General features: G+C 59.6%; 13 protein-coding genes. 4 read left to right on the top strand and 9 right to left on the bottom strand.

Translation table 11 applies throughout. The annotated features are described in order from the left end of the window. Nucleotides 1-72: 72 nt before the first annotated feature. On the top strand, nt 73-1,338 hold the full coding sequence (locus tag AKL25_RS23345; protein WP_050480098.1) for a glycerate kinase type-2 family protein: 1,266 nt from the start codon (nt 73-75) through the stop codon (nt 1,336-1,338). Nucleotides 1,339-1,442: 104 nt separating this feature from the next. Continuing rightward, nucleotides 1,443-2,864, top strand: coding sequence for a pyruvate kinase (gene pyk / locus AKL25_RS23340; protein WP_050480097.1), 1,422 nt, complete (start codon nt 1,443-1,445; stop codon nt 2,862-2,864). A 70-nt stretch (nt 2,865-2,934) separates the two neighbouring features. On the opposite strand, the gene AKL25_RS23335 is transcribed toward pyk, so the two are convergent. From AKL25_RS23335 to AKL25_RS23295, 9 genes are all read right to left on the bottom strand, one after another. After that, a complete protein-coding gene (locus tag AKL25_RS23335; RefSeq protein ID WP_050480096.1) occupies nt 2,935-3,633 on the bottom strand; it encodes a hypothetical protein in 699 nt (232 codons plus the stop codon). 44 nt (nt 3,634-3,677) lie between these two features. Beyond that, on the bottom strand, nt 3,678-4,106 hold the full coding sequence (locus AKL25_RS23330) for a hypothetical protein (protein WP_050480095.1): 429 nt from the start codon (nt 4,104-4,106) through the stop codon (nt 3,678-3,680). Between the two features lie 58 nt (nt 4,107-4,164). Then, a complete protein-coding gene (locus AKL25_RS23325; RefSeq protein WP_050480094.1) occupies nt 4,165-4,527 on the bottom strand; it encodes an MmcQ/YjbR family DNA-binding protein in 363 nt (120 codons plus the stop codon). Between the two features lie 35 nt (nt 4,528-4,562). Further along, nucleotides 4,563-5,270 (bottom strand): hypothetical protein, encoded by a 708-nt coding sequence (locus tag AKL25_RS23320; protein WP_157050743.1) that lies wholly within the window; start codon nt 5,268-5,270, stop codon nt 4,563-4,565. A gap of 522 nt (nt 5,271-5,792) precedes the next feature. Then, nucleotides 5,793-7,514, bottom strand: coding sequence for a methyl-accepting chemotaxis protein (locus AKL25_RS23315; protein ID WP_050480092.1), 1,722 nt, complete (start codon nt 7,512-7,514; stop codon nt 5,793-5,795). Between the two features lie 201 nt (nt 7,515-7,715). Next, the gene (locus tag AKL25_RS23310) at nt 7,716-9,077 is read right to left on the bottom strand and encodes an 8-oxoguanine deaminase (RefSeq protein ID WP_050480091.1); all 1,362 of its coding nucleotides are present in this window, start codon (nt 9,075-9,077) and stop codon (nt 7,716-7,718) included. Between the two features lie 533 nt (nt 9,078-9,610). After that, a complete protein-coding gene (locus AKL25_RS23305) occupies nt 9,611-11,380 on the bottom strand; it encodes an allantoate amidohydrolase (RefSeq protein ID WP_050480090.1) in 1,770 nt (589 codons plus the stop codon). 138 nt (nt 11,381-11,518) lie between these two features. Continuing rightward, the gene (locus tag AKL25_RS23300) at nt 11,519-12,913 is read right to left on the bottom strand and encodes a nucleobase:cation symporter-2 family protein (RefSeq protein WP_050480089.1); all 1,395 of its coding nucleotides are present in this window, start codon (nt 12,911-12,913) and stop codon (nt 11,519-11,521) included. Nucleotides 12,914-13,136: 223 nt separating this feature from the next. Then, nucleotides 13,137-14,072 carry a LysR substrate-binding domain-containing protein gene (locus AKL25_RS23295; protein WP_050480088.1) on the bottom strand — a complete coding sequence of 312 codons (936 nt, stop codon included), beginning with the start codon at nt 14,070-14,072 and terminating at the stop codon, nt 13,137-13,139. A gap of 497 nt (nt 14,073-14,569) precedes the next feature. Between AKL25_RS23295 and AKL25_RS23290 the strand changes: the two genes are divergently transcribed. Both AKL25_RS23290 and AKL25_RS23285 read left to right on the top strand, forming a co-directional pair. Continuing rightward, nucleotides 14,570-15,850 (top strand): urate hydroxylase PuuD, encoded by a 1,281-nt coding sequence (locus AKL25_RS23290; protein WP_050480087.1) that lies wholly within the window; start codon nt 14,570-14,572, stop codon nt 15,848-15,850. A gap of 80 nt (nt 15,851-15,930) precedes the next feature. Further along, the coding region (locus AKL25_RS23285) for an aromatic amino acid ammonia-lyase (RefSeq protein WP_167541930.1) at nt 15,931-16,881 on the top strand (951 nt) is incomplete at its 3' end.

The following is a 16,881-nucleotide window of genomic DNA, read 5'->3' as shown; positions in this document are numbered from 1 at the left end:
CAGGGTCGTCCGAAGAATGAAAAGAATCAGTTCCCCACCACAAGTAAGTCGGAACAAAAGGAAACAAAAGCCATGCAAAGCACCCCCCGCCAATTCCTCCTCGACCTCTACACCGCCGCCGTCTCCGCAGTAAGCGCCCAAAAATCCCTCCCACCCTTCCTGCCCGAACCCCCAAAGCACGGAAGAACCCTGGTAATAGGCGCAGGCAAAGGCGCAGCCGCCATGGCAAAGACCGTGGAAGAACACTGGCCCGGCGAGCTCTCCGGATTAGTGGTCACGAGATACGGCCACGGCGCCGATTGCAAACAAATCGAAGTTGTCGAAGCCTCCCACCCCGTCCCCGACGAAGCCGGTCGCCAGGCCGCCGCACGCATGCTGGCCATGGTCAAGGGCCTCACCAAAGACGACCTCGTCCTCTGCCTGATCTCCGGCGGCGGCTCAGCGCTACTCGCGCTCCCGGCCGAAGGCATCACCCTCGAACAAAAGCAGGCCGTCAATAAAGCCCTGCTCAAAAGCGGCGCCAACATCTTCGAAATGAACTGCGTCCGCAAACACCTCTCCGCCATCAAAGGCGGCCGCCTCGCACTGGCCTGCGCACCGGCGCGCGTGGTGACGTTGATGATTTCCGACATTCCCGGAGACGATCCCGGCATCATCGCCAGCGGCCCGACACTGCCCGACGCCACCACCTGCGCCGACGCGTTGGCGGTGCTGCGCAAGTACAAGATCGAGATTCCCGCATCGGTACAGGCGCATCTCGAATCCGGTATCGGCGAAACACCGAAGCCCGGCGATGAACGCCTCAAAGCAAATGAACACCACGTCATCGCCACCGCCCGGCAAGCCCTGCAAGCGGCCGCAGCCACCGCCATCGCCGCCGGCATTACGCCCTACATCCTGTCCGACGACATGGAAGGCGAGGCGCGCGACATCGGCCTCGCGCACGCAGCGGTCGCCAGACAGATTTCCCAATACGATCAGCCGTTCAGGAAGCCCTGCGTGCTGATCTCCGGCGGCGAAACTACCGTCACCGTGCGCGGCACCGGACGCGGCGGACGCAATGCGGAATTCCTGCTCAGTCTCGCCAATGCCCTGAACGGCGCCCCCGGCATACATGCGATCGCCTGCGACACCGACGGCATCGACGGTTCGGAAGACAACGCCGGCGCGATCTATCAGCCGGACTCCATGAAGCGCGCCGAAGAGCTCGGCCTCAATCCCAAAGCGCTGCTGGAGAACAACGACGGCTACGGCTTCTTCAGCGGGCTCGGCGACCTCGTCGTCAGCGGCCCGACCAGAACCAACGTCAACGACTTCCGCGCCATCCTGATTCTGTAAAAAATATATCCCTGTCGTCCCAGCGAACGCCGGGACCCAGCGTCGTGCGTTTCGTACAAAAAAACCTGCGACGCCGCAAACCAACAACCCAAGGAGACCCGTCCATGCGACGTCAACGCCAGGCAAAAATCGTAGCTACACTCGGCCCCGCCAGCGCCACCAAAGAAATGATCAAAGCGCTGTTCGAAGCCGGCGCCGACGTATTCCGCTTCAACTTCAGCCATGGCACGCACGCCGACCACCACGCGCGGTTTGAAATCGTGCGCGCCGTCGAGCGCGAAGTCGGCCGTCCGATCGCCATCCTCGCCGATCTGCAAGGACCCAAGCTGCGCGTCGGCCAGTTCGCCGACGGCAAGGTCCAACTGGAAGCAGGGCAGGAGTTCGTGCTCGACCGCGACGCCACGCCTGGCGACAACACGCGCGTTTGCCTGCCGCATGCCGAGCTGTTCGAAGTCATCGCCGCCGGCCAGTCGCTGCTGCTCGACGACGGCAAGCTGCGCCTGCAAGTGCTCGACAGCGACGGCCAGCGCATTCGCACCAGGGTCGTCAACGGCGGCACCTTGTCCGACCGCAAGGGAGTCAACGTGCCCGACGCCGTGCTGCCGATTCCCGCACTGACCGAGAAGGACAAACGCGATCTGTCCTTCGCACTGGAACTCGGGGTCGACTGGATCGCGCTGTCTTTCGTCCAGCGTCCCGAAGACGTACTCGAAGCGCGCGCCCTGATCAACGGCCGCGCCGCGGTCCTGTCCAAGCTGGAAAAACCCGCGGCGCTCGACCGTCTCGATGAAATCGTCCAGGCCTCCGACGCCATCATGGTTGCACGCGGCGATCTCGGCGTCGAGCTGCCGCCGGAACGTGTGCCCGGCACGCAAAAACGCATCCTGCGCGTCTGCCGCCAGCACGGCCGCCCGATCGTCATCGCCACGCAGATGCTGGAATCCATGATCACCAGCCCGGTGCCGACGCGCGCCGAAGTTTCCGACGTCGCCAGCGCCATCTACGACGGCTCCGATGCCGTCATGCTGTCGGCCGAATCCGCCAACGGCGCCTACCCGCTGCAAGCCGTCGCCATGATGGACCGTGTCATCAGCGAAGTCGAACGCGACCCGCTCTACCGCAACATGCTCGACGCCCAGCAGGAGACGCCGGAGTCCAATAGTTCGGACGCAATCTGCTCAGCCTTGCGCGACGTCACCCGCATCGTCGGCGCCACCGCCACCGTGACCTACACCAGCTCCGGCCACACCAGCCTGCGTGCCGCCCGCGAACGCCCGATGGCGCCGATCCTGAGCATCACGCCCAAGATCGCGACCGCGCGCAAACTGGCCTTGGTATGGGGCGTGCACTCAACCATCAGCGACCAGATCCACAACGAAAGCGAGATGGTCAGCGCCGCATGCCAGACGGCATTGAAGGAGGGATTTGCCAAGAAGGGCGATCAGATCGCCATCACCGCCGGCATGCCCTTCGGGCAGCCGGGGAGTACCAATTTGTTGAGATTGGCGGAGGTGTGGGGGGAGTAAGCGGTACTGGTGAAGAAAGACGGGAGTTTAAATCAATGAATCCCGTCTTGCACCGAAAAACAAATCTTCTTCAATGATCTTCCCACCATTTCTGCACGTACTGCCGGTCAAATTCCGGTAAGACCGCCATCTGGATCGGAGTGGCGCCAAGCGCCGGGAATTTCTTCCTGAATTTTTCTTCGTCGGTGACCCATTGATCGGTGATGGCGACATCGAAGGTTCCTCCACCGGCGCCGGCAATTGCCTGGTCAATCAGCGGAATCACATTGCCTGCGCGGAATTCATTACCTTTGCGTTCCCGCACGTTGGCCTCGACATGTCCCAGGTAATACACGCCGGGAGTGGCCGATATCAATTTCGCATGGATCGGGACAAAGAAGTAACCGTGGATGGGGAAACTGCTGCTGAGAGCAGGGATGCCCCTGAGCACATACTCACCCTTTTCAAGTTCCATGCGAATCAGATAAGAACTGCCTGTTTCAGGGGAATCAGATTCAGTTTTTCCCAGTGCATCCGATTTGAAGTAGCGGTTATTGTCGGTGTTGGGTACTTTGTCCGTTTCTTTTTCAACCAGTGTCGACAGCATCTTGGGTTGATGCGACGGGCGGTAGGTATTCTTGATCGTTGCCGTCATCAGGAAGACGGTCTTGTCGGCGCGAACGGGAGTATTCGGATCGTTGGAAAACGCCTGGTCGACACGAGGCAGGCAGCCGGACAGCACGATGACAGGTAGAGCAATCGCCAGCAGGCGAAGTCGTGATAAGAACATGTATTTTCCTTGTGATGATGGATGTTGAAAAAGACCTACTGTTTTTATTGCGATGAATTTCCCGAAAACGGGCGCATGCGTTTGCGCCAGATAAGGTAGTAGCAGATCCAGACCGGCAGCAGGCCGGCATTGACGCTCAGGAATCCCCGCACTGCGTTGACCCCCGGATCCAGCGCCATCCTGATCGCCATCAGTTCAATCACGACCAACGGACCGATGACGAAGAGAATGAACCACGTGGTTTTTACCCATGGTTTATGCGACGTATGGATACTGCTGATGGCGCGTGCCTCATCAATTCCCGATTGAAACGGGTCGTTGGGGCGAAAGATATATTGAGGTGCTTCCAGCGGTTCCGGGACATCGGACTTTTCGACCTTGACGGAACGCGCATCCGGCGTCGGGCTGATGGTCGTGATCGTGGTGTCAGGAATTTCCAGGTAGACGTTGCCGACTTTGATCTTCGAAGACATGGTTGTTATAGATCCCGTTTAAAAATGGAACACGTCATTCCGGATATTCCTGCAATGTTCAGGAATGCCCGAGAAGCTCATCGCGCCGTCGACGGCTTAACCCCGACAGCGCTTTCTCATGAGCCCACTGCACCAGTTCTTTCAGGTACGCCTCCGGCATGGTCCGCACGTCCACAATCGTCACCCAATGAAAGCGCGCCATATAACGCGCCGGCTTGATGCCCGGCATGTCGGTCAGTTCAATGAAGCGCTCAGGACTGACGCGAAAACTGAAGCGCCATTTCTCCGGATCGCTGGTTTTGAACCAGGCAAAGTTTTTTTCGCCCACGGAATAAACCAGGATGTTTGCCGGCGACGGTGTCAGGCGCGACGTCGCCGCCGGAAGCGCGGCGCAGAATTGTTTGAGCTGCGCGGCGTTCATGGCGATCGCCGGGATTGTTTGGCATCGATGCTCATCTATTGCGGAAACATCTCGGTCTGAAGCGCCGTGACGCATTCGCTCATCGCACTGGAGAGTTTTTCTTTCAGAAGCGTTGCCTGGTTGGCCATCAGCTCGTCGTAGGTAGGCGCGCCTTCCTGCTCGGTTGGAAAGCGTTTGCAGAATCCTTCGGCGATCAACGATTTGCTTTGTGCATCGATCAGACGCGCCTTCGCGTTATAGAAGACGCGGTAGTGACTCCAGTCGGTAGGGAAATAACCAAAGCCCCAGCCGACGGTCTGCACATCGACGACGTAACGGGCTTTGTCCTTGGCCGATGCAGAAATCTGAGCGGCATCTTCCGAATTGACGGCGATCGGCGCAGGGATCGCCTTGGCGCCATATTTTTCGGACAGGGACGAGGTCAGCGCAGAGGCGATGGCGTTTGCGGGGTCGTCGATCTGATTCTTCTCCACGATCTGATTTCCTTCGGCAATCATCGCAAATGTGCCAAACAGCGCAAAGGCAGCCTTGCCTGCGGTCATTGCAACGAAGCTAGGCTTGTCGCGTGTGGTCGGGGCCATGCTCTGATCCTTGATGGCCGGAATATTGCTGGCGGCGAGCGGTTGTTTATTCACCGTGACACATCCTGTGGCGACAACCGCAAGAGCTGAGAGCAGGGCAATATTTTTTAGCAGCGAGCGTGTTGATTTGCGGAGCAACGGTGCGTTTTTATCAACGGTCATATTGTTAAGTGAAAAATTGAGGGAAAAAGATTTCTTATTGGATTATCCGTAACGGTGTTTCTGAGCGCGCTCTGCGAACGTGACTGGGCTTGCCAAAAGAGAACGGCACGGAAAACAGGCACAGTAAGAGAGCCGCGATTCCAGAGCGCGACCAAGCGTCATCGTTGTAATGATGATGAATTGGAGATACTAGGAAGGATGATGGGTGATGGGAGTACGGATACGGTTGTAGTTTCTGATTTTCATAATTCCCCGTTGCAAGCATTTATGTATTTTTCGATAGCTTGGAAACGAACTCAGTACGTAACTGAATCGTTCATTTTTATGGAAGAAATAGTAAATCAAAGTAAAGAATAATGGCGCGATAAAATAAAAAAAACGGTGCTTTTAAGCACCGTTTTTTTATGCGACAGAAAATTCGTTGCGTCAGAGCTGTTTTTGTCAGTGGTTTGTAAGCATGTCGCCGTGTCTTCGGATGGACTTCCGCCAATTCGCGATGTTGCTGACGGTGGCTTGAGCGCCTTAGAACTGCTCCCAGTCATCCTTGCCCGTGGCAACGGCAGACGTCGCCGCCAACGCCGGCGGTGCAGGAGGCTTCTGAGCCTGTTTCAGCTGCGCCGGTTTCGGTGTGATGTTGACGGCGGCTTTCTTCGGGATGACTGCGGATGTTCCCGCTGTTGCGGCAGTCTTCGTCATCTGCTGATCCAGCTTGAACACGCTCACCAGCTGCATCAACTTCGCCGCCTGATCCTGCAGGGATTGGGCTGCCGCCGCCGACTCTTCGACCAGCGCTGCATTCTGCTGCGTGGTCTCGTCGATGTTGGTGATGGCGCGACCGACTTCTTCGATGCCCTGGCTTTGTTCCTGGCTGGCGGCGCTGATTTCGCCGACGATATCCGTTACCCGTTTTACGCTGGCGACGACTTCGGTCATGGTGGTGCCGGCTTGTTCGACCAGCTTGCTGCCGGTGTCGACCTTGGCGACGGAGTCGTCGATCAGGATCTTGATTTCCTTGGCGGCGGCGGCGCTGCGCTGGGCCAGGCTGCGCACTTCGCTGGCGACCACGGCGAAGCCGCGGCCCTGTTCGCCGGCGCGGGCGGCTTCGACGGCGGCGTTCAAGGCGAGGATGTTGGTCTGGAACGCAATACCGTCGATGACGCCGATGATGTCGACGATCTTTTTGGAAGAATCGTTGATCGAACTCATGGTGTCGACCACCTTGCCGACCACGGTGCCGCCGTCGACCGCGACGCTCGATGCGGATACGGCGAGCTGGTTGGCCTGGCGTGCGTTGTCGGCGTTTTGCTTGACGGTGGAAGTGAGTTCTTCCATGGCCGAAGCGGTTTCTTCCAGCGAGCCTGCCTGCTGTTCAGTGCGTGCCGACAGGTCCATGTTACCGGTGGCGATTTCACTCGACGCCGTGGCGATGGTGTCGGTGCCTTGCCGCACCTGGCTGACGATGTTGTAGAGATTGCCGTTCATGGTCTGCAGCGCGGACATGAGCTGGCCGGTTTCGTCGGTGGATTTGACTTCGACCTTGGTGGTGAGGTCGCCGTCGGCGACGCGGCGGGCGACGTCGACTGCTTCGGTCAGCGGGCGCGTGATGCTGCGCGAGACCAGCCAGGCGACGGCGGCGGACAACAATAATGTGATGCCGGCGAGCGTGTTGATGATCATGCGGGCGCTGCCGGATTCGCTGCTGGCCTTGTCGCCGGCGGCGTCCATGAGGCCGCCCTGATAATCGAACATGGCGTCGAGGGCGATGAAGTATTTGATCTGCAGCGGCATGAATTGTTGCGGCAGGTAAGCCTTGGCTTCCTCGATCTGGCCCGCCAGCGCCAGCTTCATGAGGCCGTCGCGCACCGGAATGTAGGCGTCGCGCGCGGTCATGGCGTCCTTGACGTAACGCTTGTCTTCATCGGTCTTTGCAATCGATTGCATCTGCGCGAGACTGTCGTTCATCTTCTTGTCGGCAGCTGTGGCGTCGTTGACCAGATATTTGATCTTGTCGGCGTCGCTGGTCAGCATGATGTCGCGGATGTCGAGTGCGATCTTGTTGACCTGGATCTGGATGGTATTGGCCAGCACGGTTTTGGGATAGCGGTCCTTGGTGATCAGATTGATGCCGTCGTTGAGGCGGCCCAATTGAATATTGCTGAGCGCCGTGATGGCGACCAGCAAAACGATCACGATGCCGAAGCCGATGGTCAGGCGTTGGCCGATTTTCATGTTGGCGATTTTCATGGGATACCTTTGCTGTTCAGTAGGCTGCAAAACGTAACGTCATTGCTGGCGTTGTTACTCAAAAGGCAATTCTTGTGCCAAGAGTTCGATTCGTTTGTGATGCGTTTCCACCGTGCAATTGTGTCGCCGGGGCGCGGCAAAGCATTCCGGGCTGCCCTTGTCGGACCGGCCGGAATGCCATTTTTTTGTTGTCAGGTAGTGTTAGTTTGCTGCGTCGGCCAGTTCAAATGCTAGCGCATTGTGGCGCTCAATGGTCATTCCAAGATCGATTGTTGTGCATTGGCCATCACGCACAATCACGCGACCGTTAATCACGCTGCAGGACACGTTGGGCGGCGTGCAGAACACCAGCGCCGCGACCGGGTCGTGCAGCGCGCCGGCAAAACCGATAGCGTCCAGCTTGAACATCACCACATCGGCCGACATGCCCGGCTTCAGTGCGCCGATGTCGTCGCGGTTCAATACTTTGGCGCCGCCCAGCGTGGCGATTTCCAGCGCCTGCCTCGCGGTCATGGCGTCCGGGCCGAAGCCGACGCGTTGCAGCAGCATGGCCTGGCGCACTTCACCCATCATATGGGCGCCGTCGTTGGAGGCGCTGCCGTCGACGCCGAGGCCGACCGGTACGCCGGCATCGATCATCTTGCGGATCGGGGCGATGCCGGATGCCAGTCGCATATTGGAACAGGGGCAGTGCGCCACGCCGGTGCCGGTGCGCGCGAACAGGGCTATGCCATGATCGTCGAGCTGGACGCAGTGCGCGTGCCAGACGTCGTGGCCGACCCAGCCGCAGTCTTCGGCGTACTCGGCCGGCGTCATGTTGAATTTTTCGCGGCTGTAGGCGATGTCGTTAACGTTTTCAGCAAGGTGGGTATGTAGCGAAACCTTGTAGCTGCGCGCCATGTTGGCGGCTTCGCGCATGAGGTCGCGGGAGACCGAGAACGGCGAACAGGGCGCGACCACAATGCGTTGCATGGCGTGGCGGCTGTGGTCGTGGTAAGTCTCGATGAGACGCTGGGTATCGCGCAGGATGTCTTTTTCATCTTCCACCACGCGGTCCGGCGGCAGGCCGCCTTTGGACTGGCCGACGCTCATGGCGCCGCGCGCGCCGTGAAAGCGCATGCCGATTTGCTGCGCCGCTTCGATGCTGTCGTCGAGGCGCGTCTTGTTCGGATAAATGTAGAGGTGGTCGCTGCTGGTGGTGCAGCCGGAGAGGATCAGTTCGGCCATCGCGGTGAGCGTGGAGACCTTGATCATTTCCGGTGTGAGGCCGGCCCAGATCGGGTAGAGCCTGGTGAGCCAGTTGAACAGTTCGCCGTCTTGCGCGGCGGGGATCACGCGTGTGAGGCTTTGGTACATGTGGTGGTGGGTGTTGATCAGGCCGGGCAGCACTACGTGGTTGCTTGCGTCGATGATTTCGTCGGCGGTTCGTGGCAGGTCTTCGGTCTTGCCGACTTGTTCGATGACGTTGTCGCGGATGAAGATGGCGCCGTTTTTGATTTCTTCTCTGGTGTCGTTCATTGTGACGACGACGGTGGCGTTTTTGATTAAGAGGGTTTTGCTCATTTGGGACTCGCTGGGTTTTGTTTTGTGGTGGGTGTTGATGCGGCGCCGGTGATAGTGGAGTCCCTTTTAAACCCTATTAACGCTTTGCCTGGTTTTGTTGATTGGTGCTTTGCTGCTTTTGTGTCTTGTGTTGCTGATGCTGTTATTTCTTCGGACTAGCGGGGTTGCCGGGGGCGGCCCGGCAGCCGCTCACTTTCTTTGCTTCGCCAAAGAAAGTAAGCAAAGAAAGGCGACCGCGGGATCCAGCCCCTTCGGGGTTCCCAGCGCTGCGAAGTAAAAAATGGGAAGGAAAAAAACTCGCTTCGCTCAGACAGTTTTTCCTTCTTTTTCCATTTTTCGCATCGCATCACTGGCTGGCTCCAAGCGGAACTGCCGAACCGGCTCGCTTCGCTTTGCCGGAGGGCTCGCCTTCGGCATCGGGGTGTCAGGCGCTGAAGATGCCGCAAATTTTTTTCTACTGCTACTTTTTAAAGCCGTCGTCCCAGCGAACGCTGGGACCCAGTGTCGTTACGACGTTTGCTATTTCAACTGGCTTAAACCTTCGCCTTAAAATTCCGCAAGAAATCCAGCAGAATCTGCGCCGACACTTCAGCATCATCCGCCGTCATGGTCTCCAGCGGGTTGTGGCTGATGCCGCCGTTGCCGCAGCGTGTGAAGAGCATGGCGACGTCGGTCATCCTGGCGATGGTCATGGCGTCGTGGCCGGCGCCCGATGCCAGTTCAAACGGTTTGACGCCGGCGCGTTCGGTGGCGGCGGCGAGTTGGTGCATGAGCCAGTTGGCGCATGGCGCCGCCGGGGCGGCGACGGTTTTTTCCAAGGTCACGTCGACGCTGCGGCGCTGGCAGATTTCTTCGATTTTCTTGATCACGTCGGCTACCGCTGCATCGCGTACGTCGTCGCGGGCGGCGCGGATGTCCAGCGACAATGTGCACGCGCCGGGGATGACGTTGGTGGAGCCGTTGGGCACTTGCAGCTGGCCGACGGTGCCGACCAGCGAGGCGTGCTGGTCCTGGCTGCAGCGTTGTTCGACGTAGAGGATGATTTCTGCGGCGGTCGCTGCGGCATCTTTGCGCATGTTCATCGGCGTGGTGCCGGCATGGCTGGCGACGCCTTTGAGATGCACCAGGTGGCGCGAGCTGCCGGCGATCGAGGTGACTATGCCGACCGGCAGGTCGCGATTGAGCAAGACCGGGCCTTGTTCGATATGGACTTCGACGTAACCGAGCAGGTCGGATGGATCGCGTGCGATCTTCGGAATCGCCGTGACGTCGTGGCCGGCTTGCGTGAGTACGTCGCGCATGCTGATGCCGTCACGGTCGGTGAGGTCGAGCAGCTTGAGGTCGAACTGGCCGATGATGGCTTTGCTGCCTAAGAAAGTGCTCTTGAAGCGCACGCCTTCTTCTTCCGAGAACGCGATGATTTCAAAATGGAAGGGCAGGGTTTCGCCCTTTTCATGCAAATGCTTGACGATGGCGATCGGCAGCAGGATGCCTTCGCGGCCGTCGTATTTGCCCCCGTTGCGCACCGTGTCGTAGTGCGAACCGGTCATCAGGGTCTTGGCTTGCGGATCGGTCGAGAGGTAGCGGCCGACCACGTTGCCGACCGCGTCGATGTGCGCGTGCATGCCGGCTTCGCGCATCCAGTGCGCGATCTGGTCGGCAGTGCGGCGGTGGGCATCGCTCATGTAGGTGCAGGTCAGCGCGCCTTCGTCTTCGCTCCAGGCGCCGATTTCTTCCGCCCATTCCATGATGGCGGCGCCGATGGCCGGGGTGTAGCCGAGCAGGTCGTTGATGCGCATCTCCGCAATGCGGCCGATCTGGCGCAGCGCTTCGCGCAGTTCGTCTTCCGGCTGGTTGCGCAGGCGGCGGGTGAAGGTGGCGATGATCTGCTGGCGCGTCAGGCCCTTGCCGGTGGCGCCCTTGACCGCGAGGATGAAGGGGAAACCGAACTTGGCGTTGTAGTCGCCGTTGAGTTTTTGCAGGGTGGCGAATTCTTCCGGCGTGCATAGGTTCAGGCCGGCCTTGGCTTGCTCGCCGGTGGATTCGGCGGTCAGCTCGCCGGCGATGGCGGCTTTGCCCGCGAGTTCCGGGTGGGCGCGGATCAGGCCGAGTTGTTCTGCACGCTCGGCACTGGTGACCACGCCTTGCAGCGCCTGCTTCAGGGCCGTGATGTTGGCGAAGGGGCCGAGCCTGGCTGCCCGTTCCGGAATCCATGGCGAGTGCTCGTAGATCCCGTGCAAGGTCTTGACGAAAGCCGGTACGTCTTGCGCGGCGCTGCTGTTCAATTGTTCTAGTGTGGTCATCCTGATACCTGTTGCGTAGTTTGCTTGCGATTGCTACCGTTCTGAATCGTTGTACAGGACGGTCCCGCCGTCCTGTCATGCTGCAAGATTACTGCCGGGCGAGCGGGACTCGCCATGGATCGTTACTTAATATTCCAATCAGTGATCAGAACTTTGCGCCGCTGCCAGCGCATAGTTGGCGACTTCTTCGTCGCTGCCGCGGCCGTTGAAGAACACGTTGAGGATCACCGCCATGGTTGATGCAAGCAATATGCCACTATGGAAGATCGTGGACAAGAAGCCCGGCATCTTGTCAAAGAAGGTCGGCGCCACAATCGGGATCATGCCCACGCCGATGCTGATGGCGACGATGAACAGGTTGTTGCGGTTGGTGTTGAAATCGACCTTGGCCAGGATCTTGATCCCGGTTGCGGCCACCATGCCGAACATCACGATGCCGGCGCCGCCCAGCACGAATTGCGGGATCGATGCCGCCACGTGCGCCATTTTGGGGAACAGGCCGAACGCCGCCAGGATCACGCCGGCCGCCACGCAGACATAGCGGCTGCGGATGCCGGTCACGCCGACCAGGCCGACATTTTGCGAGAACGAGGTGTAGGGGAAGGTATTGAAAATCCCGCCGATCACCGTGCCCAGGCCGTCCACGCGCAGGCCGCGGGCCAGCGTCTGGTCGTCGACTTTTTTCTCGACGATATCGCCCAGCGCCATGAACATGCCGGTCGATTCGATCATGGTGACGATCATGACCAGGCACATGCTGATGATGGAGCCGACGTCGAACTGCGGCCAGCCGTAATGGAAGGGCTTGATCACCGCAAACCATTCCGCCGCGCCGAGGCCGTCGAAATTGATCTTGCCGAGCGACAAGGCGATGACGAAACCGACGATCATGCCCATCAGCACCGAGATATTGGCGATGAAGCCTTTGACGTATTTGGTGATGAGCAGGATGGAGACGAGGACGACGGCGGCGATGGCGAGGCTGAGCGGGGAGCCGTAGTCGGGATTGGGGATCTTGACGAAGACGCCGTCGACCAGCTTGCCGATGATGGGTTGTCCGCCGGCGGCCCAGTTGATGCCGACGCCCATCAGCGACACCCCGATCACCGTGATCACGGTGCCGGTGACCACCGGCGGGAAATAGCGCATGAGCTTGCTCATGTAAGGCGACGCCAGGATGCAGAATATCCCCGCGGCGATGACGGCCCCGTAGATGTGGAGGATGCTCAGCGATGGATTGTTGGCCATGGCGACCATCGGCCCGACGGCGGCGAAAGTGACGCCCATCATGACCGGCATGCGGATGCCGAACTTCCAGATACCGAGGCTTTGGATAATGGTGACCAGGCCGCAGCAGAACAGGTCGGCGCTGATCAGGTAGGCAATTTCGGATTTAGGCAGGTTTAGGGCACCGCCGACGATGAGCGGTACTGCGATAGCGCCGGCATACATCACGAGTACGTGCTGCATGCCCAGCGCGGCGAGTTTGAGTATCGGCAGTCTTTCGTCTACCGGATGGCTTTGGGTTGTCATGGCTGTCTCCAAGTTTTTATATGGAGGCCGTCGCAAGTTGGATGCGGCTTGCTGCGGCCTCTCGTCAAGTCCTTGCAGAAGGGTGCAGATTCTGAGCAAGATCCTTCGTACAGGCTTGTGGGCCGATACTAAAGTAAATCACTCAGTCCAATATATAAGCCAGCCAATACTCGATTTCTGAATGTGGATATAAGCGGCGTGACGCGGATATTGCTGCTAATCCTTAGTTGGCAAGCATCTTGGCGGCAGCGCTCACCTGCGCGCGCAGCCATTTATGTTCGGTCGCCTGATGCACGCGCTCATGCCACAACTGATAAAAACGCAGCGGCGGGAACTTGATCGGCACGCTATAACTTTTCAGCGACAAGGTCTTTTCATAGAAGCTGGCGAACTGCTGGCCGGCGGTCAGCACCAGATCGGTTTGCGCCACCATGTACGGCAGCATGCGGAAATGCGCCGATTCCACCACGACGTTGCGATGCAGGTTCTGCTTTTCCAGGAAGCTGTCGATGGTGCCGTGATAGCCCGGCAGGATCTGCGACGGCGCCGCATGCGGCAGGCTCAGGTAATCCTCGATGCTCATCGCGTCCTTGGCGGTGCGCTTGGCGTAGGCGCAGTCGGAACGCATCAGGCAGACGATGGGGTCGTCAAACAGCTTGGACAGGTGCAAATGCGGCGGCGGCTCGTCCCAGTTGGCGATGACGAGGTCGAGTTCGCCGTCCGACAGCAGGCGCACGTAGTCGGTCTCCGGTCCGAGCGCGTGGATGACGATGTGGCTCTTGGGCGACTCGCGGCGCAGGCGGGCGATGACTTCGGTGAAGAAGGGCGTGTTCATGTAGTCCGGCGCAGCGATGTGGAAGGTGCGCGCTTCTTCCTGCGGCACGAACGCAGTCTTGGGTACGAACAGGCGCTCGGTTTCGTCGAGGATGCGTTTGGCCGGCTTCAGCAGGCTTTCGCCGTGCTGGGTCGGCACCATGCCGCGCGCGCCGCGCACCAGCAGGGGATCGCCGGTCAGCTCGCGCAGCTTGCGCAACGAGGCCGAGATCGACGGTTGCGGCTGGTTAAGCTTCAGCGCCACGCGTGAAACGTTCTTTTCGCACAGCAACAGATAGAGGATGCGAATCAGGTGGATATCAAGATGGTCTGGCAGCCTGGACATATTGTCTCCGGGTAACTGGTAATGCGAGGCGGGCGTTTGCGCAGGGCGCGCTGAACAGCCTTCTTACCCGTGGAGGGTGGCCACACTTGTTGATGTACGTTGGTCTCCGCTTATATTTTTCTGGTTATAGAGATTCCCACATAACGCGTACATTGTTGTATATGAATATGCGTATGTCAAATATAAGCTGATGGCAATGTTTTAAAAGCCCAACACGTTTATCGTTCCACCATCCCAGTCGCCCCTTCCGTGTGCGCAGGCGACGACTGAGAAAAATATTGCAGTAAAAATAACAGGTGGCAGTCGCCATCGAGGTCGTCGCGGCAGCAGGTAACGAAGATTTACGCAGGAGCAGGAGACGTTCTGCGCAAGTCCTCTTATTTATCCGGGAAGGTATTTTTGCATCCATCCCGGATCGACCGTTTTGTGATTTGAGGCCCGGCCTCGCTCATCTGAAGCGCCCGCAGTGGCAGGTGAGGAACAAACGTGGGGAAGACATGGAAGCATTGTTCGTATCGTATGGCGTGGAGTGGCTCAATCTGCTGGTGCGCTGGCTGCATCTGATCACCGGGATTGCATGGATCGGCGCATCGTTTTATTTCGTCTGGCTGGACAACTCCATCCGTCCTCCTAAGCCGGGCAGCGACCTGGCCAAGAAGGGCGTGTCGGGCGAGCTGTGGGCCGTGCACGGCGGCGGCTTCTACAACCCGCAGAAATACCTGGTCGCGCCTTCCGAATTGCCGGAAGAGCTGCACTGGTTCAAGTGGGAAGCCTACGCCACCTGGATCACCGGTTTCGCGATGCTGTTCATCGTCTACTATTTCAACGCTTCGGCCATGATGGTCGACAAGTCGGTCGCCGATCTGTCCGGCCTGCAATCGGTCGGCGTCGGCCTCGGCACCTTGCTGGTCGGCTGGATCGTCTACGACCTGCTGTGCAAATCGCCTCTGGGCAAACGCGAAGGCTTGCTCGGCCTGGTGATGTTCGTCTTCATCGTCGCCGTGGCATTCATGCTGACGCACCTGCTGAGCGGCCGCGCCGCCTACATCCACGTCGGCGCCATGATCGGCACCATCATGGTCGGCAACGTGCTGATGGTCATCATCCCCGGCCAGCGCAAGCTGGTGGAAGCCATGAAGGAAGGCAAGTCGCCTGACCCTATCTACGGCAAGAAGGGCAAGCAACGCAGCGTGCACAACAACTACTTCACGCTGCCGATCCTGTTCATCATGATCAGCAACCACTACGCGATGACCTATACCCACGCGTACAGCTGGCTGGTGCTGGCCGCGATCATGGCCGCCGGCGTGCTGATCCGCCACTTCTTCAACCTGCGTCATGCCGGCAAGGTCTCCATCGGTTTTCCGATTGCCGGTTGCGCCTTGTTGCTGGCGGTGGCGATTGCGATTGCGCCGAAGCCGCTGCCCAAGGTTGCCGCTGTACCGGCCGTTTCACCGGCCGCCGCTGCCGCCGCAACGGCAGACAGCAGCGCAACTGTACCTGTCGCCGCGGCCGCAAGCGGCGTAGACTTTGCCCGCGTGCAGGAAGTGATCACACAGCGCTGCGCCAGCTGCCACTCGGCGCAGCCGACGCAAGCCGGTTTTGCCACCGCGCCTGCAGGCATGATGCTGCAGACGCCTGAGCTGATCCGCCAGCACGCAGCCAAGGTTTACCAGCGCGCGGTCCAGACCAAGGACATGCCGCTGGCCAACATGACGCACATGACCGACGAAGAGCGCGCCCTGATCGGCGCCTGGTTCGAAGCCGGCGCGAAGTAATCCGGCGTTCACATATCGACAGAAGAAGCGCCTGCCTCTGTGCAGGCGTTCCTGACTGACAAAGAAAGACAAGGAATCCCATGACCACCATCACCATAGACGGTTTCAACCTCAACGCCGAACAAGTCGTCAGCGTCGCGCGCGCCAAGAACGGCACCTACGCCAAAGTCGCCCTCGCCGAATCCTCGCGCGCCGCCCTCAAGCAAAGCCGCGACTTCATCGAATCCACCTGGATGCACGACGAAGCCCCCATGATGTACAGCTTCAACACCGGCGTCGGCCTGCTCAAAGATACCCGCATCAAGGTCGAACATATCGAACTGTTCCAGACCCAGCTCATCAAGGCCCACAGCGCCGGCATCGGCGAACCCTTCTCCGAAGAAGTCAGCCGCGCCACCATGCTGCTACGCGCCAACGCCTTCGCCAGCAACTACTCCGCACCGCGCGTGGAAGTCGTCGATCGCCTGCTCGCCTTCATCAACGCCGGCATCCACCCCATCATGCCGCAGAAAGGCTCCGTCGGCGCCTCCGGCGACCTCGCGCCGCTGGCCTACCTGGCCGCCGCCATCGTCGGCTTCGACGAAGCCGAAGTCATGTACCAGGGCAAACGCATGAGCGCGCCCGAAGCCATCACCAAAGCCGATATCGGCCCGGTCAAATTCGACCTCAAAGCCAAAGACGCCTCGGCCCTCATCAACGGCTGCACCGCCTCGCTGGCCGTGGCCGTACTGGCTGCGCACGACTCGCGCAACCTGCTCACCGACGCCTGCCTCTCGCTCGGCCTCACGCTCGAAGCCATGCGCGCCGAAATGTCCGCCTTCGACCCCCGCATCCAGCAAGCGCGTCCCCACGCCGGCCAGATCAAGACCGCGGCAGTGGTGCGCACCTTGCTCAAAGGCTCCACCCGCACCGCCCACGCAGCGCGCTCGGTGCAACTGCCGGACGAACTGCGCCGCACCGACATCCCGTATTCCTCACGCATCCAGGACGTCTACTCGCTGCGCTGCGCCCCGCAAGTCTACGGCCCCGTT

The organism is Herbaspirillum rhizosphaerae (genome assembly GCF_001189965.1).
In the GTDB taxonomy this organism is placed as follows: Bacteria; Pseudomonadota; Gammaproteobacteria; order Burkholderiales; family Burkholderiaceae_D; genus Herbaspirillum; species Herbaspirillum rhizosphaerae.
The sequence above is the reverse complement of the archived record's forward strand: the minus strand, read 5'-3'. Positions and strand labels throughout refer to the sequence as shown.